The organism is Pelolinea submarina (genome assembly GCF_003966975.1).
GTDB classification, from domain to species: Bacteria; Chloroflexota; Anaerolineae; order Anaerolineales; family Anaerolineaceae; genus Pelolinea; species Pelolinea submarina.
In genome coordinates this window covers 2,026,478-2,051,183 of sequence record NZ_AP018437.1, presented here as the reverse complement: position 1 = coordinate 2,051,183, position 24,706 = coordinate 2,026,478, and the positions used below count along the sequence as shown (strand labels likewise).

General features: G+C 45.9%; 25 protein-coding genes and 1 tRNA gene. 9 read left to right on the top strand and 17 right to left on the bottom strand.

Translation table 11 applies throughout. The features are described 5' to 3' along the window. The first annotated feature begins 60 nt into the window (after positions 1-60). Positions 61-1,368, top strand: coding sequence for a spinster family MFS transporter (locus tag Pelsub_RS09085; protein WP_116224048.1), 1,308 nt, complete (start codon positions 61-63; stop codon positions 1,366-1,368). 67 nt (positions 1,369-1,435) lie between these two features. Here Pelsub_RS09085 and Pelsub_RS09080 read toward each other — a convergent pair whose 3' ends face one another. From Pelsub_RS09080 to Pelsub_RS09060, 5 genes are read right to left on the bottom strand one after another with little or no spacing between them, the layout of a single operon-like run. Beyond that, complete coding sequence (locus tag Pelsub_RS09080; protein WP_116224049.1) at positions 1,436-3,865, bottom strand: glycoside hydrolase family 113; 2,430 nt, start codon at positions 3,863-3,865, stop codon at positions 1,436-1,438. Position 3,866: 1 nt separating this feature from the next. Next, complete coding sequence (nusB, locus tag Pelsub_RS09075; RefSeq protein WP_116224050.1) at positions 3,867-4,316, bottom strand: transcription antitermination factor NusB; 450 nt, start codon at positions 4,314-4,316, stop codon at positions 3,867-3,869. Positions 4,317-4,320: 4 nt separating this feature from the next. Then, positions 4,321-4,677, bottom strand: a complete 357-nt coding sequence (locus Pelsub_RS09070) for an Asp23/Gls24 family envelope stress response protein (RefSeq protein WP_158675052.1) — start codon at positions 4,675-4,677, stop codon at positions 4,321-4,323. 55 nt (positions 4,678-4,732) lie between these two features. Further along, positions 4,733-5,491 (bottom strand): alpha/beta hydrolase, encoded by a 759-nt coding sequence (locus Pelsub_RS09065; protein ID WP_116224052.1) that lies wholly within the window; start codon positions 5,489-5,491, stop codon positions 4,733-4,735. Beyond that, entirely contained in the window at positions 5,488-6,771 is a 1,284-nt protein-coding gene (locus Pelsub_RS09060; RefSeq protein ID WP_116224053.1) for a nickel-dependent lactate racemase family protein, read from the bottom strand. Before Pelsub_RS09060 ends, Pelsub_RS09065 begins: the two co-directional genes overlap by 4 nt. A gap of 282 nt (positions 6,772-7,053) precedes the next feature. Here Pelsub_RS09060 and Pelsub_RS09055 point away from each other — a divergent pair, with 282 nt between their 5' ends. Both Pelsub_RS09055 and Pelsub_RS09050 read left to right on the top strand, forming a co-directional pair. Beyond that, positions 7,054-8,025, top strand: a complete 972-nt coding sequence (locus Pelsub_RS09055; RefSeq protein ID WP_116224054.1) for a site-specific integrase — start codon at positions 7,054-7,056, stop codon at positions 8,023-8,025. Between the two features lie 25 nt (positions 8,026-8,050). Further along, on the top strand, positions 8,051-8,773 hold the full coding sequence (locus Pelsub_RS09050) for a hypothetical protein (protein WP_116224055.1): 723 nt from the start codon (positions 8,051-8,053) through the stop codon (positions 8,771-8,773). An 8-nt stretch (positions 8,774-8,781) separates the two neighbouring features. On the opposite strand, the gene Pelsub_RS09045 is transcribed toward Pelsub_RS09050, so the two are convergent. From Pelsub_RS09045 to Pelsub_RS09030, 4 genes are all read right to left on the bottom strand, one after another. Then, the gene (locus Pelsub_RS09045) at positions 8,782-9,615 is read right to left on the bottom strand and encodes a YihY/virulence factor BrkB family protein (protein WP_158675051.1); all 834 of its coding nucleotides are present in this window, start codon (positions 9,613-9,615) and stop codon (positions 8,782-8,784) included. 148 nt (positions 9,616-9,763) lie between these two features. Further along, positions 9,764-11,278 carry a phosphonate ABC transporter, permease protein PhnE gene (phnE, locus tag Pelsub_RS09040; protein ID WP_116224057.1) on the bottom strand — a complete coding sequence of 505 codons (1,515 nt, stop codon included), beginning with the start codon at positions 11,276-11,278 and terminating at the stop codon, positions 9,764-9,766. 3 nt (positions 11,279-11,281) lie between these two features. Continuing rightward, complete coding sequence (phnC, locus tag Pelsub_RS09035) at positions 11,282-12,070, bottom strand: phosphonate ABC transporter ATP-binding protein (protein ID WP_116224058.1); 789 nt, start codon at positions 12,068-12,070, stop codon at positions 11,282-11,284. Between the two features lie 107 nt (positions 12,071-12,177). Beyond that, the gene (locus Pelsub_RS09030; RefSeq protein ID WP_116224059.1) at positions 12,178-13,095 is read right to left on the bottom strand and encodes a phosphate/phosphite/phosphonate ABC transporter substrate-binding protein; all 918 of its coding nucleotides are present in this window, start codon (positions 13,093-13,095) and stop codon (positions 12,178-12,180) included. 186 nt (positions 13,096-13,281) lie between these two features. Between Pelsub_RS09030 and Pelsub_RS09025 the strand changes: the two genes are divergently transcribed. Together Pelsub_RS09025 and Pelsub_RS09020 are read left to right on the top strand one after the other, a co-directional pair. Then, positions 13,282-14,949 (top strand): dynamin family protein, encoded by a 1,668-nt coding sequence (locus Pelsub_RS09025; protein ID WP_158675050.1) that lies wholly within the window; start codon positions 13,282-13,284, stop codon positions 14,947-14,949. Positions 14,950-15,065: 116 nt separating this feature from the next. Next, positions 15,066-15,719, top strand: a complete 654-nt coding sequence (locus Pelsub_RS09020) for a 50S ribosomal protein L25 (protein ID WP_116224061.1) — start codon at positions 15,066-15,068, stop codon at positions 15,717-15,719. Positions 15,720-15,772: 53 nt separating this feature from the next. Here Pelsub_RS09020 and Pelsub_RS09015 read toward each other — a convergent pair whose 3' ends face one another. Genes Pelsub_RS09015 through mnmA form a run of 5 tightly spaced genes read right to left on the bottom strand, consistent with a single transcriptional unit; the run spans position 15,773 to position 19,140 of the window. Then, a complete protein-coding gene (locus Pelsub_RS09015) occupies positions 15,773-16,363 on the bottom strand; it encodes a CoA pyrophosphatase (RefSeq protein ID WP_116224062.1) in 591 nt (196 codons plus the stop codon). Then, complete coding sequence (locus Pelsub_RS09010; RefSeq protein ID WP_116224063.1) at positions 16,356-16,937, bottom strand: hypothetical protein; 582 nt, start codon at positions 16,935-16,937, stop codon at positions 16,356-16,358. The genes Pelsub_RS09015 and Pelsub_RS09010 overlap by 8 nt, the downstream gene beginning before the upstream one ends. Next, the gene (locus Pelsub_RS09005; protein WP_116224064.1) at positions 16,934-17,764 is read right to left on the bottom strand and encodes a tRNA (adenine-N1)-methyltransferase; all 831 of its coding nucleotides are present in this window, start codon (positions 17,762-17,764) and stop codon (positions 16,934-16,936) included. The genes Pelsub_RS09010 and Pelsub_RS09005 overlap by 4 nt, the downstream gene beginning before the upstream one ends. 28 nt (positions 17,765-17,792) lie before the next feature. Beyond that, positions 17,793-18,074, bottom strand: a complete 282-nt coding sequence (locus Pelsub_RS09000; protein WP_116224065.1) for a hypothetical protein — start codon at positions 18,072-18,074, stop codon at positions 17,793-17,795. Next, positions 18,067-19,140, bottom strand: a complete 1,074-nt coding sequence (gene mnmA, locus Pelsub_RS08995) for a tRNA 2-thiouridine(34) synthase MnmA (protein WP_116224066.1) — start codon at positions 19,138-19,140, stop codon at positions 18,067-18,069. The genes Pelsub_RS09000 and mnmA overlap by 8 nt, the downstream gene beginning before the upstream one ends. A 97-nt stretch (positions 19,141-19,237) precedes the next feature. Here mnmA and Pelsub_RS08990 point away from each other — a divergent pair, with 97 nt between their 5' ends. Both Pelsub_RS08990 and Pelsub_RS08985 read left to right on the top strand, forming a co-directional pair. Continuing rightward, positions 19,238-20,659, top strand: coding sequence for a phosphoglucomutase/phosphomannomutase family protein (locus tag Pelsub_RS08990; protein WP_116224067.1), 1,422 nt, complete (start codon positions 19,238-19,240; stop codon positions 20,657-20,659). Further along, positions 20,660-21,475 carry a TatD family hydrolase gene (locus Pelsub_RS08985; RefSeq protein WP_116224068.1) on the top strand — a complete coding sequence of 272 codons (816 nt, stop codon included), beginning with the start codon at positions 20,660-20,662 and terminating at the stop codon, positions 21,473-21,475. It abuts the gene before it with no gap. 30 nt (positions 21,476-21,505) lie between these two features. Here Pelsub_RS08985 and Pelsub_RS08980 read toward each other — a convergent pair. After that, positions 21,506-21,587 (bottom strand) — tRNA-Leu (locus tag Pelsub_RS08980). A gap of 71 nt (positions 21,588-21,658) precedes the next feature. Between Pelsub_RS08980 and plsX the strand changes: the two genes are divergently transcribed. Beyond that, positions 21,659-22,675, top strand: coding sequence for a phosphate acyltransferase PlsX (gene plsX / locus Pelsub_RS08975; RefSeq protein WP_116224069.1), 1,017 nt, complete (start codon positions 21,659-21,661; stop codon positions 22,673-22,675). A 9-nt stretch (positions 22,676-22,684) separates the two neighbouring features. Next, the gene (locus Pelsub_RS08970) at positions 22,685-23,389 is read left to right on the top strand and encodes a hypothetical protein (protein ID WP_116224070.1); all 705 of its coding nucleotides are present in this window, start codon (positions 22,685-22,687) and stop codon (positions 23,387-23,389) included. Positions 23,390-23,403: 14 nt separating this feature from the next. Here Pelsub_RS08970 and Pelsub_RS08965 read toward each other — a convergent pair whose 3' ends face one another. Next, a complete protein-coding gene (locus tag Pelsub_RS08965) occupies positions 23,404-24,126 on the bottom strand; it encodes a pseudouridine synthase (protein WP_116224071.1) in 723 nt (240 codons plus the stop codon). A gap of 4 nt (positions 24,127-24,130) precedes the next feature. Next, positions 24,131-24,703, bottom strand: coding sequence for an SMC-Scp complex subunit ScpB (gene scpB / locus Pelsub_RS08960; protein ID WP_116224072.1), 573 nt, complete (start codon positions 24,701-24,703; stop codon positions 24,131-24,133). Between the last annotated feature and the right edge of the window lie 3 nt (positions 24,704-24,706).

Genomic DNA, 24,706 nt, shown 5'->3' with positions numbered 1-24,706 from the left:
TATATAATTAGACGTATTGCACTCGATTCACCATCTAAAAATTCTTGGCAGGAGGAATGCATGAAAGGCAGCAAGTACCGCAACTTCGTAGTCTTGATCTTCTTTATTTTTATGCTCTTGCATCAAACAGATAAGCTATTAATTAATCCGATGGCCGCCCAAATTTACGCGGAATGGGGATTAACGGACACGCAATGGGGAGCTATTTCCACCGCAGCATTGGTCATTGGGGCTGTTTTCTATCCTTTGTGGGGGTATTTATATGACCGCTTTTCCCGCGGAAAATTGCTCTCATTTGCATCATTTATTTGGGGAGCCACAACCTGGTTAAGCGCTATTGCGCCTACATACAATACATTCCTGATAACACGCGCCTCGACCGGTGTGGATGATTCGAGCTATCCCGGCTTATATAGCCTGGTTGCTGATTATTTCTCACCCGAGAAACGCGGAAAAATCTACGGTCTTTTGCAATTGACACAGCCGCTTGGGTATATGGCCGGATTGATTTTGGCCACTACTTTGGCCGTCACAGCCGGCTGGCGGGATGTCTTTTTCATCACAGGTGGACTGGGCATCCTTCTATCCATCGTGATTTTCTTCACTGTCAAAGATATCCCTCGGGGTACCAGCGAACCTGAATTTGAGAATATTGAAGAAGTTGGCAACTTTCGTTTTGAATGGTCAAAAGTTAAAGACGTTTTCAAGAAAAAAAGCCTGATTTATATGTATTTACAGGGTTTTTTCGGTGTATTTCCCTGGAATACAATCACCGCTTTTGTTTTTATTTATCTGTCTGATGAACGAGGCTACCTGGAATCCGAAGTATTGATGACCATGGCGCCCGCAATATTAATTTTGGCGCTGGGTTATCCGGTTGGCGGTATGTTGGGTGACCATTTCTTCAAAAAGTCCAAGAAAGGACGCGTTTTAGTAGCCATGACGGGGGTATTAATGGGCGCCATATTGCTTTTTATCACCCTGAACTCACCGGTGGATAATAAATTGGCCTTTGGTATCCTGCTGGCTTTTACCGCTTTCTTTATTCCATTTGCGTCCCCCAATGTTACTTCGACGGTGAACGATATTGCGCTGCCAGAAATACGCAGTACCGCCCTGGCTATCCAATATTTCATTGAATCCAGCGGAGCAGCCCTTTCTCCGCTGATTACCGGTATTTTGGCAGACACGCTGCGAAAATCCAACGATCCCAGCCCGCGCGGAACAGCTATGCTGCTGATTTGTATCAGCACATGGATTCTATGCGGATTATTCTTCTTCCTGACATCCCGCATCATTACAAAAGATATTAACGATCTGCATGACAAATTGGGGGAGAGGGCCAAATTGGCCAAAAGCCGCAGTTAAATTGGCTTTCTGACAAATAAAAAGCGGGAGATTAATAAATCTCCCGCTTTTTCTTATCCTTTTTCTCTCATTGAGATAAAGCGTTGAAATAATAAGACAATACGATTTCCGCCGATTTACCGTATATCGAACCGGAATTGTCCAGCACTTTTACGCTGGGATTATAGCCCTGTGATACCAAGCCGTATATCCAGCTGCGGGTCAAGCTTTCTTCGAAGATCGCCTGGTATATCATGGCTTGTTCTTCCTGGTCTACGTATTTGAGCAGTGTATCGTTCGTTTGCAGGTATTCCTGACAGGAATTACTGTAATTCAAGCAATTGGAGGCACTACCATCCAGCGAAGGATAATCCAGAGCGATTATGACAGGCTTTTGGAATGTTGCGTATAGATTATATACTCCGCTATCTAAAACACTGGAAGTGCGTATTTTTAATTCATCTAAAGTAGGTGAATTGGATGCACTCAAAGCAGTATTTAGTTCGATATATAAGGCATCTACTTTGGAGAGGTAATTCGGGACGTCTTCCGTATTCGTTGAATAGGGGAGCGCGAAGAAAAGTTGTCCGCTGAAATGACTCCGAATATCGTCGATTAATGCGCTCCATTTGTCTGCCATGTCATAAGGAGTGTTGGCAGAATTCCCATTGGGTAGTTTTCCGTTGGGGAACGCCGGCGCGACTTCGCTGCCGCCGATAATTATCGTCTGAATTCCGTGAATCTCCGCGTAATCGGCATAATGCAGGATGAAACGCTCGTAACGAGTAAACCAATCCTGCCACCAATTGAACGATTTCTCAGCGTCATACCAATATGTTGAAGTGCTGGTTTCAAATCTGGGCTGCGGGTACATTCCCAGCGTTAATCCGGCTTCACCAGAGAATGTTTTAATTGCATCATAATCGCTATAAAGCAGGTCACTGCCGGTTTGCAGGGTAATTCCGGAGGTTGAATACTCTCTGAAGGTCCAGGTAGGTGATAAAACCAGCAGATTGGCACCTGAAACAGCCGCGTTAACCAGACCCCATTTATAGGTGGCCATATCCTTTTTGTCGAAATTCGGATTGATTTCGATGCCCTTGATGAAAATATTATTGGTCGGGATTGCGATTGGCTGTAATGGATAATTTGCTTGCGCCAAACCCGCCCAGGTCTCAAGGGCATAATTGATGGTGTACATATTTGGATCGTCCAAATTCAACACAAAACCGGTACCATTTTTACCGCTGGTTTGCGCATCATCCGCTAAACCGCACTGGAAATTGCGGCAGAAGCGGAATTGTGCATTATTCAGATATTCCTGCGGGCTGTAAAGCGTAAAGGACCACTGATAATCACTTTCCTTAACCATAGGTATCGGTTCCATCCATACAAATGGATTGATTTGGATGGAAACAACGTCATTTTCAGGTGTGTATTCTGGAATCGTCAGGTAAATTTTTACGGGTTCTTTTCCGGAAGAAAACCAGCTTTCGACCGTATTATAGATTTTTGAATTTTTTCCGGGGACAATCAGCTGGCGCACACGGTAACTGCCGTTGGATGCGTGCTCCGCGTTGATAAAGCCATCACCCAAAGAAAATTTGTACCGCAGGTCAAAGTTCTCAGGTACATCCAGGGTAACGCTATAGTCGCCGTTGTCCAGACGCTTCAATAGCGGCGCTTGTGAAGCTAACACGCTGATTCCGCCGTCTTTCTCGCTGTAAGTGTTCCCCTGAGAGTACAGGTTGCTGATAAAACGCATATCGCCCTGGGTCACTTCATTTGCAGGCGGAGTGACGATAAAGGTGACTTGAACCATATCCGCTGCTTTCAATCCAAATGAGGCAGGCGTTACTGAATTCTCCGCGATTACCGCGCCTTGCTGAAACGCCTTATAATTTCCATCCGGTTCCAGCGCAACCAGGTTATATTCACCCAGGGGGACATTCTTGAGCTCGTAATATCCATCGGAAGAAGTAAACGTACGCAGGCCATTGATACTTACCATGATTTCCGGGAGGGGCGCCTCAGTGTCTTCATCATAGACGAAACCGCTGATTTCGCCCGTTTTTCCCTCATATTTCTTGGAATTCCATTTTGCGATGAAATCTTTTAAAATCGCCGGCTTTTTGATCACATTCAAGCGGTAATGGACTACATTCCCGTTGGTATCATGCTCAATAATATTTGCATCCGTACCCTGGCGTACATAGCGGTATTTAACAAGCGACCCAATTACCATCGGTATACGGACGAAATAGGAATAATCATCCTTTGCTTCCATCTCATACCGGCTTGGATTGAGCGCAACACCTGTGACTTCATCGAGCATCTCAAGATAAAGGATCTCGTTCTCATTGAGAGGTTCAGCTAAAGTGACTTCAAATACTGTTTCTGCGAGGGTCGTTTTTTGGACCGTTTCACCTTCAAAATTGAAAGAACTGCAGCCAGATGATAATAAGCCGATAAGCAGACCGATCAATATCAGACTTGAGGTAAAACGGATTTTCTTCATATTACGGTTCCTGATGATTTAAATTGTCAATATCAGAGCGATAATCTTCGTATTTTGTGACCAGGCTCCCTAATACGCCGTTGATAAAACGCGGGGTACTATCCGAACCGAATACTTTGGCTAATTCCACAGCCTCATTAATCGCCACTTTTACCGGTGTGCATTTTGCCACCGCGAATTCCCACAAGGCGATACGAATGATATTACGGTCAATTGAAGCGACCTGATCCAGCGGCCATTCCGGGGCATGGCTGGCAATAATATGATCCAACTGATCGACAATAGGAAAGACTCCCTGTACGATTTCCCTGGAAAATCCGCGCATCTTTTCGTCCAGATCGTCGTCTTCTTCAAAACGGCTCTGGAGAATCAATCCCACGGGGTGGTGGGTCAGATCATATTCGTAAAGAGCTTGTAAAGCAGTGGCTCGCGCTTTTGTGCGAGATTTCATGTTATCAGGCAGTCTCTTCTTTTGAATAATCGATGTCTTCTATATGGACATTGATCTTTCCCACGTCCATACCAACCATTTCGGTGATGGCCCGGCTTACTTTCTTTTGTACGGTCTGGCCTGTTTTGAACAGATCGACATGGTTTTTGAGAACCAGATATAGATCGGCATAAACAGTGTTATTTTCTACTTCAATGCGCACACCCTGGGCATAATTCTTTTTTACCAGGTTGTCCACACTGTGAATTCCTGGGGCCATTTTACTGACACCTGGAACGCTCAATGCTGTCAATTTCGCAATTTTTATTAAAACACCCGGGTCAATGGTGGTTTTTCCTTTAGTATCTGCGTATTCGTCCATTTTTTTCTCCATCGTTATTTTTCCTGGATGATTAAAATTATAACCCTTTCAACCTTTAAAGGATATCGAGGCTTTTTAAGAATTGAACTGAAGTATGGGTTATCAGTTGAAGTTCGCTACCCAACAACATAACATGCCCTGAATCCGAAAGACATTGCAGCGATTTGTATTCAGAATGAATGCTTTTTAATATCATTGAACCGCTCTGTTTGTCGATTGTCTTATCCTTTAATCCCTGCAAGATTAATGCCGGTTGGTGTATAGCTTCCAATTGATGGATAACCAGTTTCTGAAGTTTACGAAATTCGTTGGCTGCTTTCATAGGATACACTGTGTATCCCTGCCAGGTTTTATCCTCCGGGTCATTATTTGCTTTTTCAATTATTGGCACAAAAGTTTTTATAACCGGAGATAATTTCAAACTTTCCACCCGGATTGCGGGCGAATATAACAAAAGTGCGCTGATTTCAGGATGATGTTCGGCAAGGTACAGACTGAGCACAGCACCCATGGATTCACCCCCGACCACTACACGAGTGCATGTTTTCTTCAGTTCCGCATAAGCACCTTCCACACAGGTTAACCAATCCTTATATTTACGCGTATTCAAATCCTGCGGCGTTGTACCATGCCCGGGGAGCAGGGGAGCAGAAATGGTAAACCCCAGCCGCCTGAACTCATTCGCAAGTAATCTGACTTCTGTAGTTGTCGCGGTAAAACCATGCAGCAATAGAATACCGGAAGAATTTCCCGGCCAGTAGAACGTTTTTCCGTCCAATTCAGGATTTTGGAAAACTGGCATTTTCTTTTTCATAAAGCTCCCTCCATGTCCGGTATGCTGTGGGTCGCAAACGGTAAAACAGCTACGCGGCAGTCTTTTTTTAAATACGCAGTCGCTAATTCTAAAGCTTTTTTAAAATCAGCAGCAGGGGAGAGGAAGTAGTTATGAACTTCTTCTGCGGGTATCTCTGAGAGTAGAATTATATAATGATCTCGCACTTGCAAGGCTAATTGATAGGCCTTATGCGGTCCAATCTCGAACTTTTGGCTGGGAAAATCTTCCAAAACTGCCTGCCAGGAAGGTTTGTTACGCACGTAACTCACGAACTTTTCATTACCTGCGCCATTGCGGCAGCCTGCAACCAAAATGATGACACCGCCTTTTTTTGAAAACAAGCAAGCGTTTGTGATGGCCTTTTGTGCTTGATACAGGTTGATATCTTTCGGATATCCGCCGGCGGAAGCAACTACCAAATCGTACTGGCAATCCGCTTCTTTTTTCTCGATTCTACTGCCGGCTAAGGCTAATGAAATCCCTTTCTCCATTACACTGTGTGGATCGCCCCAAAGCGCGTACAGAATTTCTTTACGGTCATTCATGACAATATTGAGTGCAAAATCCACCCCTATCATGCGGCCGATATCTTCTACGTCTTTGCGCATAGGATTATCGTAAAAATGGCCTAATTTGGCTTTATGGTCGGGCAGCATGGCATGGTTCGCCTCAATTGTTTTCCTTCCTCCCAAACCGATAGAAGCGGTTTTATATCCACCTGAAAAACCCATAAAGTGGTGCGGTTCGATATTTCCAACTAATATTTTGACATCCGCTTGATAAAATTTGCGATTTACGTATACGGGTGTATGGAGAGGGGTTTCTCCCAGGTAGACCAATTCCTGTTCGTCATCACATTCATGGCAGCTATAGCGATAGTCTGTTGACAGAGTTCCGGGCAAAACCTGTTGAATTTCCGCGGAAGTAAGCTTTCGATGGGTGCCTGTAGCAATTATGAAGTAAATATTCTCCTTCTCGGCTCCATTTTCATTCAAATAACGTAACAATCCGGGTAATAAAACCTCATGTGGAAGCGGCCTGGTTTGGTCGTTGATCGCAATTACAATGGATTTACCCTTAAAACTTGTTGGTTTTTCCTCGGAGTTGCTTCCAAAAAACGGAGTAGAAAAGGAATTATTTATAATTTCATGTGCATTCTGAAGGGGATTTTGCTCTAATGGTACTAGAATATCTACGTTTTTATACGGAATATCAGCAATAATTTTGGTCTCGTCATATAGAAGTTCAATGGTCGTCATACAATACGGATCTCGAATATTTTCATTGGTATATATTAATCTTACCTGAAAATCCACCCCTTTTATAAATCAGTAGGGGAGTACGTTATTCCATTTCAAGAAGTCATTGATAATTGGATATACGTTTTTACTCATTCGCGAAATGCAGATACTATTTGCAGAATCTATTTCACTACTCAATTTGGTGGGGGAGATAAAAAATCAGGGCAAAATCATGATATACTATTATAGCTTTCGATAAGTACTATTATAACAAGCATAGAGACAATCTAAAATATAACCATGAAAACAATTCTGGAAGCCATTAGTGCATATTTAGAGACGGTCAAATTGGCACGCAGTGAGAAAACATGGATGGCATACACCACTGCCATGAAAAACTTTGTCATTACGTTGACCGATCACAATATTAATGTGGAGCGTGACCCTGTAAATGAACTCAGCGAAGAAGTGATTAGCTGGTTCGCTTACGACCTGAAAGGTTATGCCGCTACATCAGAACAGTTATATATTACTGCGCTAAAAGGCTTTTTGGAATTCCTGGTTGCGGAGGAAATGGCAGACGTCAATCTCTCCAAAGTCAAACTTTTGATTCGCCAGCGCACCCGTAAACCGGGAAAAAGACTGCCACAATTCCCTGCCGATAACATTCAAAAGATTCTGGACCACCTCGAGAACACCCCGATTGAATTGGGTGAAGACGAAAAAGAATATCTACGCGCATTAAGAGATAAAGCTTTTCTCATCACTCTGGCTGACACCGGTTTGCGCGTACACGAAGCCTGCGGATTACGACGCGGCGATATTGATTGGAATGAGGGTAAAGCGCTGGTAATCGGCAAAGGTGATCGACAGGCAGTCGTACGCTTTTCACGCCGTTCACAGAAGGCATTGCGCGATTATTTACAGGCCCGTGCGCAATTTGATGGAAAGTCGGGCAAACCCCTCGGCAGCCTGCCCCTGTTTGCCCGCCACGATAAAGGCGCCGGTGCTAAAGTCAAATCGATTACTCCCACAACCGGACGGAATATTGTGGCCGAATGGGTCAAATTCATTCTTGGCGAAGAAGCGATGGGTACCATTACCCCCCACTCTTTCCGCCATTTTTTTGTCACGCGTGTCCTGGCTACCACCAGCAACCTGAAGCTGGCACAGAACCTGGCACGGCACAAAAACATCGCCGTTACGCAACGCTATGCGCATTTATCTGATGATGAGCTGGATAAAGGCTATTGGGAAGTTTTTGAAAATTGATTAGTCAAGGAGCTGAATTTTACCCATGAGTGATGAAAATGTCTTTCCGATTCTTCTTTTAGTTGCCCGGCCGGCGGCCGGTAAAAGTGAAATTATCCATTACCTGACGGGACTTCCATTGGAAAAACGTGAAGAAACTTTCCACATTGGTGAATTAAAAAGCATAGATGATTTTCCCTTCTTATGGCGCTGGTTTGAGGAAGATGAACTGCTGGAGAAAATGGGTCAGGCAAGGTTATATACCGATCAGGAAGGATATTTTAAATCCAATCATCTATGGGATTTATTAATCAAATTGGTTAATCTGGATTTTTTGAAATTCAGCCACGCAAATGAATTTTCCAAAGAAATGACTGTTCTGATTGAATTTTCTCGCGGCAAAGAACATGGCGGCTACCAGCATGCGCTGCCTCTTCTGAGCGACGAAATACTGGAGAATTTATCCATCCTTTACGTAAACGTTCCCTGGGAAGAATCACTGCGCAAGAATCGCCGGCGCTTCAATCCCGATAAACCGGATTCCATCCTGGAACATAGCCTTCCAGATACCAAGTTGGAACGTTTATACCGTGAATGTGACTTTCAGGAATTAGTGGATGCCCCCGTAGGCAAAATAACCATCCGCGGCTTTCAGGTTCCATACGCTATTTTGGAAAACTCGGATGATGTAACCTCAGCTATGGGCGATGCACTGGGAAAACGCCTGGAAAGCACACTGCAAAAACTTTGGTCACTTCGTTCGGAATAACTACGACGCTAAACCCCATGGCGCAGGGCTTTAATATCTTCCGGCCAATAAATATCGATTACCGCGCTTAAATGGGCGCCAAACAAGGTAATGGAACTGATCAAATAAATCCAGAACATCAGCGCTACGACAGTGCTCAGCGAGCCATATACCAATTCGTATTTGACCAAACCATTGGCAAGTACCCATGAAAACAATTTGGTTACCAATTGCCAGCCCGCTGATGAAATTGTCGCTCCAATCAAGACACCGCGCCACCTAATCTTATGCTTGGGAACATAGCGGTACAGGCAGATTAGCAGTATCAGCGTTACCGCAAAGGGAATTAATTTGATGATGTAGCGCCAGATTACAGTTTCTTCTATCGGCGTTCCCTGCCAGAAAAATAAATCCAATTTGGGCAAAAAGCTGGTGATGGTATTGGACAGAATGGATAAGCCTAATAGAACGGTCAATAATCCAATTAAACCGAAGGCGACTGCCCTATCCTCAAAGAAATTTCTGCGGTGAGAATTCGGATTGGCTTGATTGATATTCCGCGCCAGGATTGAAAAGAAACTGGATCCGGACCAAAGGAAACCCACCAAACCAAGCACCCCCACTGCCCCTCTGGATTGAAGCACTTGTTGCAGATTCGCATCAATCAAGTTTTGCGCGGTTGGCAGCAGCCTGAAAACATTTTCCATGACATAGTCATAAGCGGATTGAATTTCCAAAATATAGCTGGCCCCCACTATCATGAACAGCAACAACGGGAACAATGAAAAGAAAGCATAATACGCCATACCCGCTGAGGCTTGCGTGGAATTGCTATCACCAAACTTAACTATAGCTATGCGCAATATGCGAACAGCTCCAAAAGTACGCTTATTGAGCCAATGATAAATATTCCGCAATTTCGATTCAATGTTTTCAGGCATAATGTCTTATTTTACACAAAAAGCTGGCTTGATTTTCAAGCCAGCTTTACTTTTCTTAAATCAACCTAAACTAGACAAATCGTTCGCGAATATCCGCGCTGACGAAATCCAGGATAGCCACCGTGATTGCAATGAACCAAACTGCAATACCGGCGGAACGATAATCCAAAATCCTGATCCACTGCGCCAGCAAATAACCGATACCGCCGCCGCCCACAAAACCGATCACCGTGGACATACGGATGTTAATATCCCAGCGGTAAATCGTGAAAGAAACAAAAGGCGGAATAATTTGCGGAATGACCGCGTGAGAGACTACCTGGAACCAGTTGGCTCCAGTGGCCTGAATGGCCTCGATCTGGCCGGAATCGATGCTCTCAATGGCTTCAGAATACAATTTCGCTAAAGCTGCCAGGGAGTGCAGCGTAAGCGCCAAAATACCGGCAAAAGGCCCCAGCCCCACCACAATGACAGCGATGATTGCCCAGATCAGCGGCTCAATCGAGCGGATAATGTTGAGGATTGTGCGCACAAGGTAGTAGATCGCCATCGTTACCGGCGAATGCGACATCAAGTTGCGCGCGGCGATAAAACTTACCGGTATGGCCAAAATAATACCGAAGAAGGTCGCCATCATGCCGATGAAAATGGTTTCAATCATTTTCTCCACCGCCAACTTCAATTCTTCGCTGAATTCCGCTTTTCCTACACTAATCAGTTGGCGTGCCTGAATCTGCCAGACCTTAACGCCCTCTTCCGCCGCAGCCGTCAATGTGCGGTATGGCATGATGACGGAAACCTCAAAACTGCCGTCCTTATCGGGGGTCACAATCAGATAATCGCCATCCACGCGGTGATGGAATTCGCGGTTGGCGGAATCTTTCCACCAAAACTCCACTGGTTTGCCGGGAACAAAGTTCCCGCCGACCACATGGAATTCGGTTCCCTGAGATACCTCTACCACTGAGGGAACACCACAAGTAGGATCCGCAATAAGGTAAGGCTCGTCTGTTTTTATCTCGCCAGCCGGAAAAGGCACATCCGTACAGGGAGTTTGCACATCAATGATAGTCGTGCGATATTCTTCAGGGTAAGAAATGGCTTTTTCCCACGGCCATACCACTTTTGATAACGCCGGAACAGCTTCATCGGCATCACGGAAAAGCGCTCCCATGTCAATCTGCCCGATTTCCCATCCCTGCATGAAGAACACCAGAATGATCAAGAAAATCATTCCGATTGCTTTGGATTTCTTTGCGCCCGGGCGGGCTGTTAAATATGCATCCACAATCCCATAAATATATGTGATCACCATCAACGCTGTGATTGCATATAAAAAGGGATTCAATTTATAGGCTTTGGAGACGACGGTTCGCCAACCGGTATAGCGGCTGCCTTCGGTGGCAATGCGCCAAATCAACAAACCCAATGAAGTTACAAAGCTGGCTAAGATGATCAAACCACGATTAACTACCCTGGCAAGTATTTGTCCCAAACCCGGAATAATGGCCGAAAGTATTGCAGCGATTACAGGGGAAACAAGGCTTTCCTTTTGTGGTTTTGAGATAACTTTTCTTGATTGCATAATTTAACCCTTTACCGATCCTTCAATACTGGCGCCCACACGTTCAGCCTCTGCGCCGTAAATTTCTTTGAATTGCTCGTCCGTCATCTTACGCACATCCTCACGGCTGCCGCGGTAAACCACCTCGCCTTCGCGCAGTCCCACTACACTGGTGCCATAGCGCTGAACCAGGTCAAGATAATGTAAACTGCAAATGACTGTCAGTCCATCTTCCTGGTTCAAGGTCTCCAATGTTTTCAAAATCGAGTGAGCTAACACCGGGTCCAGGCTGGCTACCGGTTCATCAGCCAAAATCAATTCAGGTTCCTGCATCAGTGCGCGTGCTATTCCAACACGCTGTTGTTGGCCGCCGCTCAATTCATCGGCGCGTTTGTGCATTTGAGAGGTTATTCCCAAACGTTCAACTACCTTTCTTCCCATTTCAATGTCATCTTTGGAGAACTGCCCAAACATACTGGGGATAGTTCTCGAATACCCCAATCTTCCGGACATAACATTCGAAAACACGGAAGAACGTTTTACCAAATTGAAATTCTGAAATATCATGCCAATTTTTCGCCTGGCCTTGCGTAAATCCTCCCCTTCCAGCTTGGAAAGGTCAATACCATTCCAGATAATTTCACCTTCGGTAGGATTGATGAGGCGGTTAATACAACGCAGTAAGGTTGATTTTCCGGAGCCGCTCAGTCCGATAACAATCAAGAACTCGCCATCCGGGACCTCAAAACTGACATTCTTCAACGCCACTGTCCCATCCGGGTAAACCTTTGTCAGGTTTTTAATTTGAAGCATTTGTGTTTCTCCTGGACCAAAAGATAATAAATAATATTATGAATAATTGCAAAAGGGAAAGGTTTTATTACCTTTCCCTTTTATTTTGTATCTTCTTGCTAAAAATCCTAGTTGGCTGCTAAGTCTTCTGCAGAAACACCGGCCGCATCCAAAATCTGGCGGAAGGGATCATAGAAGGCGTCGTCATGAGCTTCCATGCCGTCCCATGAATAAGCTTCGTACATGGCTTCCTTGCCCTCGTCGGTATTGAACAGGTCGAGGAGAGCAGCGACCAATTGAGCCTTGGTCTCTTCCGGGAATCCATTGACGAATTGGATCCCATCATTGGGGATATCGGGTTCCAAAGCAATCACTTTGGTCTTATCCATGATGTCGGGATAATCTTCTTCCAATGCGGTGCGTGCATCTACATAGGTGGTCGCGAAATCGCAATCGCCATTGTAAACGCCGGCTGCGGCTGCTTCATGCGAGCCCGCTTCAACCATCTCACCCAGGTCGGTCTTGACATCGATACCGACACCCTGGAACATGATGGTCGGGATGATCACGCCGCTGGTGCTGAAGGCATCCGGAACGCACCAGGTGGCGCCTTTCAGATCCTCAAGCGTGGCGTAGTCGCTGTCCGCGCTGACAATGAACTGGCCATTGTAGGAAGCGCTGCCATAGCGGGTGGAAACCAGAGCTGTCTCTGCACAGCCTTTTTCTGAAGCCAAAATATATGAGAATGTGGCTAAAGATGCCATGTGTGCCTTGGGGGGATCCTGGCACAGGGCTTCGATCACACCGGCGTAGCTTGTGGCGACAAAGGGTTCGATAACCAATCCGGTATTCTGATAAATCAGATCAGCCATCTTCTCGAAACCGGCGGTTACGCGCTCGGTTTCGCCTGAGGGAACCGCGGCGAAAATGATGGGGTTCTCTTCAGTACCTAACTTGGCATCCCAATTTGATTTGCAGGCGGTCAACAACATACCGGCAATCATCAGAATTGAGAGTGTAAAAATGAATTTTTTACTGCCTTTCATACTTTCCTCCTTAATCGGATTAATTTTGTCTTACCAAATTAATATATAACAGAGGCAATATAAAGGCAAGTTAATAAACTTTAAAATTTGATAAACATCCTGAAAATTCAGGATGATATAATTCAAATAATCATGGAAACCCCCTCTCAAAAACGGCAATCGATTGTCTTAGGTATTAAATCCCTATTGATCCAGGAAAAAAAATTCCTCGTCAGCAACCGCGGCGAGGAAAAAGACTTAACTTTGCTGGATAACCAGTTGATCCAACTGGATGATCTTTTTCTGGTTGTTGTGGCCGGTGAGTTCAACTCAGGAAAATCTGCCTTCATCAACGCCCTGCTGGGAGATGCCGTGTTGGACACCGGTGTAACACCTACAACCGCAGACGTTACCATCCTGCGCTACGGCGAGGAGAAACAAACCTCCAGAACTGAAAAAGGTCAACTGGTAGTCAACCTGCCTAATCGCCTGCTGGAAGATTTGAGTATTGTGGATACACCCGGAACCAACGCGATTCTGCGGGAACATGAGGAATTGACCACGGATTTTATTCCCCGGTCCGACCTGGTGCTGTTTGTGACTTCTCTTGACCGTCCGTTTACCGAAAGCGAACGAAAGTTCCTGGAGAGTATTCGTGATTGGGGCAAGAAAATTGTCATCATTATTAATAAAACCGATATCGCCGAGAATTCACAGGACTTGGACAAGGTCAAGGCTTTTGTGACAGATAATGCCCAGAAGCTGTTGGGAGTTGTGCCGAAAATTTTCGCCATCAGTGCTCGTGAAGCTTTGAGAGTCAAACGCGAATCGGGTAAATCCCCCGCTCAATTTAGCGAGGTGGAAGATTATATTTTTCACACTCTCGATACGAAAAACCGTTTCCAGCTCAAATTACTCAATCCGCTGGGAATTTCCGACAATCTCACCCAGAAATACATGGAGATCAATGCTGCTCAAAGAACGCTGATCCAGGATGATATTCAACTTATCAGCGACATCCAGCAGCAGATCAGCCTTTTCCGCGAGGATATGGTGCGTTCTTATAATTTCCGTTACGCAGATATTGATAATTCCATTTTGGAGTTTGAAAAACGCGGCTTAGAATTTTTTGATAATACCTTCCGCATCAACCGAGTAATGGATTTACTGAATAAAGAACGCATTAAGAACGAGTTCAACAAGAACGTCGTCAAAAACCTTTCCAAGGACATTGACGAAAAAGTCAGCGGTTCGATTGAATGGCTGGTCGAAGAAGATCTGAAACAATGGCAAATTGTCACCCAGAAGATCAGTCAGCGAGCCTCCAAACATCAGGACCGTATTTTAAGCGATCCGAACAGCCAGCAAATTAACCTGGAACGCCAGAAAATCATCAGCAACATCAACCGTCAGGCTCAGCGTGTGGTTGAAGAGTACGATCAGGAAGTTGAAGCATCCAACATAGCCGAAGAAGCCCAAATGGCTGTCGCAGCTTCAGCTGCCGTCGAAGTAGGCGCCATCGGTTTGGGTACCCTGATCACCCTGCTGGCCACCACGGCCTCAGCCGATTTGACCGGTATTTTACTGGCCGGATTAACCGCTACCCTGGGATTCTTCATTTTACCGGCTAAAAAGAAGCAGACCAAGAATGCTTTCTCGGAAAACATCGCCAGTTTACGGGAAAAGCTTTCCAAAGCCCTTATGAATGAATTCGCACATCAGATCGACATTCAAATTGAAAATATTCAATCGACTATCCAGCCTTACACGCGGTTTATCCGCGCGGAAGATGAGAGTATTTCCAAAGCAGCCGATACCCTAAAAGAACTTTCCAGGAATGTGGAATCCTACCGCAACAAGATCAACGATCTGTAGATTTACATCCAAATCGATACTTGACGGTTTATCACCCTGTAGATAAAATCAACCCTTGTCTTATTAAACAAGCGAAGGTAACCCGAAAATACGGGTAAGAGGCGCGAAAGGATAAAATGGAAAAAGTAATTTTAGAAGCCGAAAAACGAGAACTGGTCGGCAAAAAAGTAAGCAGACTAAGAAAAGAGGGAAAGATTCCGGCTGTGGTATACGGGCGTGATTATGAAGCTACCCCGATTACCTTAGACCTCCGTAATACTACCAACACTCTAGCAAAAGTCTCCAGCTCAACAATTCTAACCCTGGTATTGGACGGTAAAGAACAGTCCACCCTGATCCGCGAAATCCAGAAAGATTACATCCGCAATGAGATTTTACACATCGACTTTTTAGCAGTCTCTTCAAAGGAAAAGCTGCGCACCAATGTGTCCATTTCTTTGTTTGGAGAAGCACCGGCACTGGAAGAATTCGATGCGCTGTTGGTCAATGGTATTGAAAATATTGAAGTTGAATGTTACCCGCAGGATTTGCCGGAGAGCATTGAAATAGATCTGTCAGTCCTGAAGGAATTAGGTGACGCCATCTATGTCAAAGATATTCCCGCTCCCGCAAACGTCGAATTCTTGACGGATGGTGAAGAATTGGTTGTCATTGCCACCGCCCAGAAAGAAGAAGCTGTGGAAGAGGAAGAGGAAATCGCTGAAGTTACAGGTGAAGGCGAACCCGAAGTTATTGAACACGGTAAGAAAGAAGAAGAGGAAGAAGAATAATTCTTTTATCTTCCAAAAAGTGAACAAAAAAGAGCGGAAAATATTCCGCTCTTTTATTTTATTGTTTCAATGAACCTGTGAGTGATTTCTCCCGTGATACCCCAAACCTTCTCACCATCGAAATCCTTCAGCGTCCATACTTTGTGAATATCTCCATGCGGCCTTATATAATCTTCCTGGGATAAATTCCCCTCTTTTAGAATCCAACTCAATGGAATGCAAAATATTTTTTCTACTTCCTGGATATTTTTCTGCAATCCATTCAGGTCTTTGATAAATCCAACATACGGATGGATCTGATAACCGGAAGTTGAAGCCAGTGAAGTCAACCGGCCGAATACTTCGATATTTGCAGGGAGAATGCCGATTTCTTCATGTGTTTCTCGCAGAGCGGTATCCACGTAGCTTTTATCACTTGCTTCTTCCATTCCGCCGGGGAAAGAAACCTGTCCGCGGTGGCGACTGATATGATTGGAACGATGGGTAAAAAGCATGACCAGCTCATCCGCATGGAACGCCAGTGGCACCAATACAGCCGCGGCCTGGTTGCCATTGGATGACATGGCCGGTTCTTTCTCGATTTGGATCGGGGGGATTTTTTGCCTAATCTTGTTGATTAGATCGTTGTCGTCCTGTTTAGTCATTTTTCAATATCGAACCGCAAAATGCGCAAATTGGATTTTCGCTATCATACCACTCAACTTCATTGGGTTGAACCGGTCCGCCGCAATTTGGACAATGTGCCGGCAACGCAACCGCCTGGGTAGAAGGTTCATTTGCTTTATCCCTAATGTCCGGAAATGTTTGATTGGCGTCTAGCAACTGCGTATGGGCCCAGGTATATAGATCACTTTTCAAATCCGTCTGCCCGGCGGCATCCAGTTCTGCCGACGCGACTTTTAAAATACGCTGAAGCTGCGGCCAGCGTTTTCGGTCGATACAATACTGGAAGCTTTTTTGCAGCAGCGCTTGAGTCTGCGCCAAATCACCATATTTTAGATACGAGATACCCGCACGCATATACAGGTTGGCTGCCTGCGGCAATCTGTTTTGCTCCGCGCGCTGGGCCATTTGGACATACAACCCGGCCGCCTTTTCATAGTCACCGGTGGAATAAAGCTGGTTGGCTTCGCGCAGCTTGGGTGGAACAGGCCGGCGAGCTGCCAGCCCGCGAATCGGCCGCCTGATTGGCCGCCCGGGGAATCTGTCTCTTCTCATGAATTTTCGACTACTGTTTCTTCTTTTTCCTCAATAGGTGCACGATTTATCGGCCGTCCGAATACCAAATATCCTGTATGGGCTACCATGCGGTCCACGGGACGGAATTTTTCCGCCTCTGCCTGATAGAAACGCAGCATCAACTCGACTACGTCAACGAATTCGAAATCAGCCCGACGCATTTCCAACAAAAGCTTGGTCACCTGGTTGGTTGTCGGCAGCAGCGCGCCAAATTGCCCGCCCGGGATCAACGCTTCGCGTACCTGCTGGACAAAATCATAAGGATTGGGCAAATCTAAAAAGACAGCGTCCACATCCTTCTGCTCAAAACCTTCTTCTACGCTGTGACCATAAAATGTTACGTTACCCTGCAAACCCAACCTTTGGACATTTTTACGCGCCAGGTTGGTCATTTCTTCCCGCCGGTCATAGGTATATACATGTCCTTCTTTACCCACCATCAGCGCTAGGATTTGAGTTAAACCGCCAGAACCGGTACCTGCTTCAATTATCGTGGTACCGGGAGCGATATTCATCTTCATCAAAATAAACCCGATATCTTTTGGATACATAATCTGGGTGTTGCGTTTGGTATTTGAAAGGATCTCGTATATTCCCGGCTGCAATAAATAAAACGGGCTGCCTTTATGGCTGAACACCTCAGTCCCCCATTGAGAGCCAATCAGGTCGTCATGACGGATAATTCCGCGGTGTGTTTCAAATTTTCCGCCCTCTTCCAGACGGAAAATAAAATAATTCGTCTTGGTGGATGCCAGGGCGACCAGGTCGCCTGCGGCTGCTGTCTCGCTTGTTGAAAGCCAACTCAAAAGATTCTTCCTTCTTCACTTACCAATATTATTCGTCCTCTTCCCGATTTTCACCGGACAGCCAAAAACCGAACAAAGCAGCGATCACACTTAATAACAAAGCCGGCCCGTAATTGATTTGCCCATATTGGAGGATATTCAGGCCCAGGTTATTTCCAAAATAATTCCCGCTCCAAAAACCAATCCAGGAAAAAATCAGGCAAAACACCAGGCGCAAAAGTTTTCCGCCGGCAACGAGGTGCACTAAAGCACCGATTAACCAGGCGATCATACTGCCCAATATAAAAGTGGGAAATGTCATATTAAACATTATTGCTCACCACCTTACTAATCATGCCTCCGCCTAACACCTGATCATTCCGGTAAAATACCGCAAACTGACCGGGAGTGATATCTCGCAATTCCTCCCGGAAATGAACTTCATAATCATTGCTTTTGCCAATGCGTTCCAGCCGAGCAGGTACAATCTTCGCGCGATACCTGATTTTAACATCACATTCATACTCATCCGGAATTGATCCGGATATCCAATTTGTTTTTTCCACCCGCATTTGTTTTTTTCCCAATTCGTTCAGAAAACCGACGACCAGTTGATTGTTGACAGTGTCTTTTTCAATGACATAGTATGCTTCTTCGGCGGCGATACGAATGCCTTTCCGCTGGCCGATGGTATAGAGTGCCAGGCCTTCATGCCGGCCCAACACTTCGCCCTGCCGGTTGACAATATATCCGGGTACGAGAATATCGGGCGAAAAATGTTTGACGAATTCCTGGTAGGAATGTTGGTTGAGGAAACACAGGTCCTGGCTTTCGGGTTGTTCAGACACGGACAAGCCCAAATCATGCGCAGTCTGCTTGATTTCGGTTTTCTGCGATTGCCCCAACGGGAACAAAGTTCGTGAGAGGATCGCCTGTGTAAGGTAGCAGAGCATGTAAGATTGGTCTTTTGAATGGTCCAAAGCACGCAGTAGTTGATATTGGCCGTCTTCCGCTCGCTGAACGCGTGCGTAGTGCCCGGTGGCGATGTACTGTAAATCGTGCGCATCGGCATAATCCAATAAAAGCTTGAACTTGACCAGTGGATTGCAGCGAATACATGGGCTGGGTGTATTGCCTAAGGAGAGCTGTTGGTTGAAATCCTCAATCACCAGTTTTCGCATGGATTCGGAAGCGTCAATCGAAGCTAATTGCACTCCAGCAACCTGTTGAAGTTCAATGGCATGCTGTTGAAAGACCGTTTCACCCGCTTCTTCAGCACCCCACTTCCACATGTTTAAATGGACAGCATGGACCTGGTAGTCCATTTCTGTTAACTTAACCGCCGCCAATGTGCTGTCCACACCGCCGCTGAACCCTAGCGCTACACCTCTAGTCATATTAATAATTCTCTACATTTCTCCATACCATTTATATTCTAAACTTGATTATGATACTGATTGATATAATAACAAGAAAAATGACTCTGGAGGATGAATGGCTGAGAAAATAAAATTTGGAACTGACGGTTGGCGAGCGACGATTGCGGAAGATTATACGTTTGATAACGTCAGGCGCTGTTCTCAAGCTTATGCGTCCTATCTTAAATCTCTGAATTCCCCCAATAACAAAATTGTGATCGGATATGACAAACGCTTTTTATCCGAACATTTCGCTAAAACCGCTGCGGAGGTATTGGCAGGCAACGGGTACAAGGTATTTTTGACCAATGCTGCCACGCCTACACCGGTAATTTCCTATTCGGTTGTCAGTACGAAATCTATTGGAGCTATCAATATTACAGCTTCACATAATCCGCCGGTTGACAATGGTTTCAAAGTGCGTGATGAACACGGCGGCGCGGTCGCACCGGATGGATTGACAAAAATCGAGAGTATGCTGCCCAAGGACCTCAGCCAGGTCAAATCATTGGACGCCGACAAAGCCATGAACCAGGGGCTGATTGAAGACTACGACCCAACCGAATCTTACGTTGAACACATCAAAAACCTGATCGACCTGGAACCTATTAAACAAAAAGGTTACAAGGTGCTGATTGATTGCATGTGGGGTAACGGCGCGGGTTGGTTCCCGCGTTTCCTGGATGGCGGAAAAACCGTCATCGAAGAGATCCACAACCAGCGCAATCCCATTTTCCCTGAGATGAAACGGCCTGAACCTATTCAGCCCAATATCGATGTCGGTTTATCTGAAACTGTAAAACGCGGTTCGGACGTGCTCCTGATCAACGACGGTGACGCGGATCGCTTTGGATTGGGAGATGAAAAAGGTGTTTTCATCAACCAACTCCAGGTATTCGGCCTGTTGGCATATTATCTGTTGGAAGTCCGCGGTGAACGCGGTGCAATTGTAAAAACCCTTTCCACCACCAGCATGCTGGATAAATTGGGGAAAATGTACAATATCCCGGTCTATGAAACCGGTGTGGGATTCAAATATATTGCCCCCAAGATGGTGGAAACCGACGCGATGATCGGCGGTGAAGAGTCCGGTGGTTTTGCGTTCCGCGGTAATGTGCCCGAACGCGACGGAATTCTGGCCGGCCTTTACATCCTGGATATGATGGTCAAGCTGGATAAGAAACCTTCAGAGCTGCTGGAACTGCTCTTCAGCAAGGTTGGAGCGCATTATTATGACCGCATCGACACACGCTTCACGGGCGACCGAAAGATGCGTGAAGAGAAGATTATCGCAGCCGAACCCAGCGAGGTGGCCGGTTTGAAAGTGACGGGCATCAACTCAACCGACGGTTTTAAATTCTGCTTGGAAGACGGCGGCTGGCTATTGATCCGATTCTCCGGTACCGAACCCCTGATGCGGGTGTACTGCGAAACCACGCATAAGGACAAAATTCCTGAAATCCTGGAGAGCGGTTTAAAGATTGCCGGAATCAAGTAGTTGACTGGACGCTGCGATACCCACTGCCATTTGTACCTGGAAGAGTTTTCGGACGACTTGCCCGAAGTTTTAAAACGCGCTAAAGAAGCAGGTATTGTAAAAATCCTGGTTCCGGGTATCGATGTAGATACCAGCGTACAGGCGCTTGAACTTAGCCGTGAGCATCCGGGCTGGTTGTATGCCGCAGTGGGCATCCACCCTAATTATGCTAATCAGGTCAGTTTGGCACAGATCGAGGCCGTAGAAGCCCTCCTGAAGGCTAATACAGGCAATATCAAAGCCATTGGCGAAATTGGTCTGGATTATTACCGTACCTGGGCTTCCCACGAAGACCAGGTATTTATTTTCCAGCACATGCTGGATCTGGCTGCGAAGTACGAACTGCCGGTCTGCATTCACATCCGCGAAGCTGAGCAGGACGTCCTTGAAATTCTGGCCAAATGGGTGAAGAGCCTGGCGAGAAATAATAATTCACTCAGATTGCATCCGGGTGTGCTCCATTCCTATTCCGGTCACCCTGAAATCGCCCAATTTGCCCTTCAACATCATTTTCTGTTAGGTATCAGCGGGACAATCACTTTCAAGAATGCGCAAGGCTTGCGCGCTCAGGTTGGGAAGGCCGGTATTGAACACCTTATCACCGAGACTGATTCCCCCTACCTGGCACCCCATCCCAACCGTGGGAAACGCAACGAACCGGCATTTGTTCAATATGTGGTTGAAGAAATTTCCAATACTTTGGGAATAAGTTTGGATACGGCAATCCAAATTACTTACAGGAATGCGCAGGAACTTTTTGATTGGAATGGGAATTAAACAAAAAAAACCACATAGGTGGTTTTAAAATGCGCTGGGGGGGACTTGAACCCCCACGCCTTGCGGCACATGGCCCTCAACCATGCCTGTCTGCCAATTCCAGCACCAGCGCGAAGTTTAGCTATTATAATCGGCTATATTTGTGTGTCAAGTTAGTATAAAAAATATTCATCTGAGGTAATTATGACAATCATTCTTGATGCGATGGGCAGTGATAAATATCCGGATCCGGAGATTTTGGGAGCCATTGAGGCAGTAAAAGTCCTTGATGAACCCATTATCCTGGTCGGAAATGAAGAAATTATCCGCCCCAAACTGGAACAGCTTTCTCCCGGAAACTCATTAATTTCTATCGTTCACGCTCCCGAAGTTGTTGAAATGTGGGACAAACCGGTAGAATCCGCACGCTCCAAACCCAATAATTCCATGGCCATAGGCGTGCAATTGGTCAAAGAAGGCCAAGGAGATGCTTTTGTAACAGCGGGAAACACCGGCGGCGCCATGTTCAATGCCCTGCGGGTACTTGGTCGTATTAAAGGTGTGCAGCGCCCGGCACTCACCGCGCTCTTCCCAACCCAAAAAGATAAATGTATTGTTCTGGATATCGGCGCCAACGCGGATTGTCGGCCGGATTTCCTCCTGCAATTTGCCATCATGGGCAATATCTATGCGCAACACATCCTTAATATTGAAAAACCGCGTGTGGGACTGCTTTCAAACGGTGAAGAAGCCGGCAAAGGCAACGAATTAGTCAAAGAAACCTATAAACTGCTTGAAAAGAGCAGCCTGAACTTCATCGGCAACATCGAGGGGAAAGAGTTGTTTGGCGGTGAGGCTGATGTAGTTGTCACCGATGGTTTTACAGGGAATATCCTGACCAAAGGGAGTGAAGCCGTGGCAAAGCTAATCACAGATACTCTTAAAGCCGAGTTAATGCGCTCTTTCAGCACAAAGATGGGCGCTTTGCTGGCTAAACCGGCTTTCGCCAAGGTCAAAGGATTGGTTGATCCCAGTGAAGTGGGCGCAGCTCCTTTACTGGGTATTGATGGCCTCGTTTTCGTAGGCCATGGTCGTTCAGATGCTCACGCTATTACCAGCGCGCTATTATTGGCCAACAACGCAATAAAGAATAACCTGCTCGAACATCTGCGGACAGATATTGCGAATAATTTATCAATAAGGAAAGGTCTTTTCAGGTAAAAAAAATATATGAAAATCTACAATAATCAAAAACTCATCAAAAAAAGAAAAATTCTCAGCCAGGTTATTTTGTACTTTTCTATGGCTATGCTCACGCTTGGTTTTCTTTGGTCGTTAAGCGACAGCAACAAATCGCAGTTAACCTACGCATATCTAATCTTAATCCCGGCTTACCTGCTGGTGCAGGTAAGTATTTATATGGCTAATAAATGGGGCCGGTCCCCCCGCCCGGACGAGATTGTCGCTTCATCCTTGAAAGGGTTGAACAATCAATACACGTTATACAACTACATGACGGATGTTCCGCACTTGTTAATCGGACCTGCCGGTGTTTATCTCATTTTGCCTTATTACCATTCGGGAACCATCTCCTATAATACTGAAAAGCAGCGCTACCAGCAAAAAGGCGGCCCGGGCTTCTTTACACGGACATTCGCGCAAGAGGGTATTCCCAGCATTGAGAAAGAAGACAAGGATCTGATAAAGGACTATCAGAATTACTTGCAGAAGAATAAACTTACAATTAACGCTGATCCCCAGGTTGTAAACTTATTCTATTCTGAAAAAGTTGAGCTACACACCGATAACGCTCCGGTGATTAACCTGACGCCGGACAAATTTAAAGATGTTTTACGTCAGAACGCAAAGAAGAACATCCTGACAGATGCCGATATCAAGCAAATCACCGATCGATTACCCATCTCAACCGAATAATCTATCGATAATCGTCAGCGTGATAAGCTTTTTTTCAAATCGTTGATTTCTTTTTGAGACAAGTAACGCCATTCACCTGGTTTTAGACATCCCAGGTGAATGGTAGCAATTCTTTGTCTGATGATGCGCTTGATGGGCAAGCCAAGCGCCAGCCCTATTTCGCGAATTTGACGTTTTTTGCCTTCCTTCATCACAATTCGCAGCCAATTGCGGTTGCTCCCAGGTAGAAAATCCACTTCGGCCGGCAACGTACGATACCCACCCTCTATGACGACACCGCGCCGCCATATTTTCATCTGTTCCTGATCCGGTTCCCGATTAGCCATGACGTGATATTCTTTTTCGTGTTCATATCGCGGATGGGTCAGTTTATTCGCCACATCCCCATTATTTGTCAGCAAAATCAGGCCTTCGCTGTCATAGTCCAAGCGTCCCACGATAAACAAATGTGTATCCAAGGATACATAATCCGTCACAACTTTGCGATCGTCAATTTTTTTGATGTCCGAAAGCACACGGCGGGGTTTGTAAAACGCGATATAGATGTCCGGCACAGCCGTCACGTGCACAACATCCTTATCCACCTGGATGCGGTCTTTGGTCGGATCGGCTTTTTGGCCCAGTTCGGCCACTTTGCCGTTGACTTTTACTCGCCCGGCTTCAATTAATTTTTCACAATCCCGACGGGAGCCGTAACCGCTGCCGGCCAGGATTTTTTGTAAGCGTATTTCTTCCAATGAATTAGTCCTTCAGAATTGCCGGGCCATTTTGAGGCGGTTCGCTGGGCATCACGTCAAAAGCGGGCAGATCATCCAAAGAAGCCAGCCCGAAATAGCTCAGGAAATCTGCCGTGGTGGCATACAAAACCGGGCGTCCGACCCCTTCACGCCGTCCAACTTCTTCGATCAAGCCTTTGCTGAGCAGGTTCCGCACAACTCCGTCGCTATTCACACCGCGGACTTCTTCGATCTCAGGGCGCGTAATCGGTTGGCGGTAGGCCACAATGGCCAATGCTTCCAAGGCTGCCTGAGATAAAGTAGTGGTTACTTCTACACCTAGGAAATTCTCAATTAATTCGCCCATATATGGCGCGGTGGTCAACTGGACTCTTTTATTGTGCCATTGCAGCATCAATCCGCGCGATTCTTCGTAATACTGTTGTAGTTCTTCCAATGCGATTTGGATATTCTTTTCCGATTCATCCAATGCCTTGGCGATTTGAGTAATAGAAATCGGCGACGTCGAAATGAATAATAATGCTTCGATGATCGCAGACAGGGAGCGTTCGCTTTTTATTTCGTTCAAATCCTTCATGCT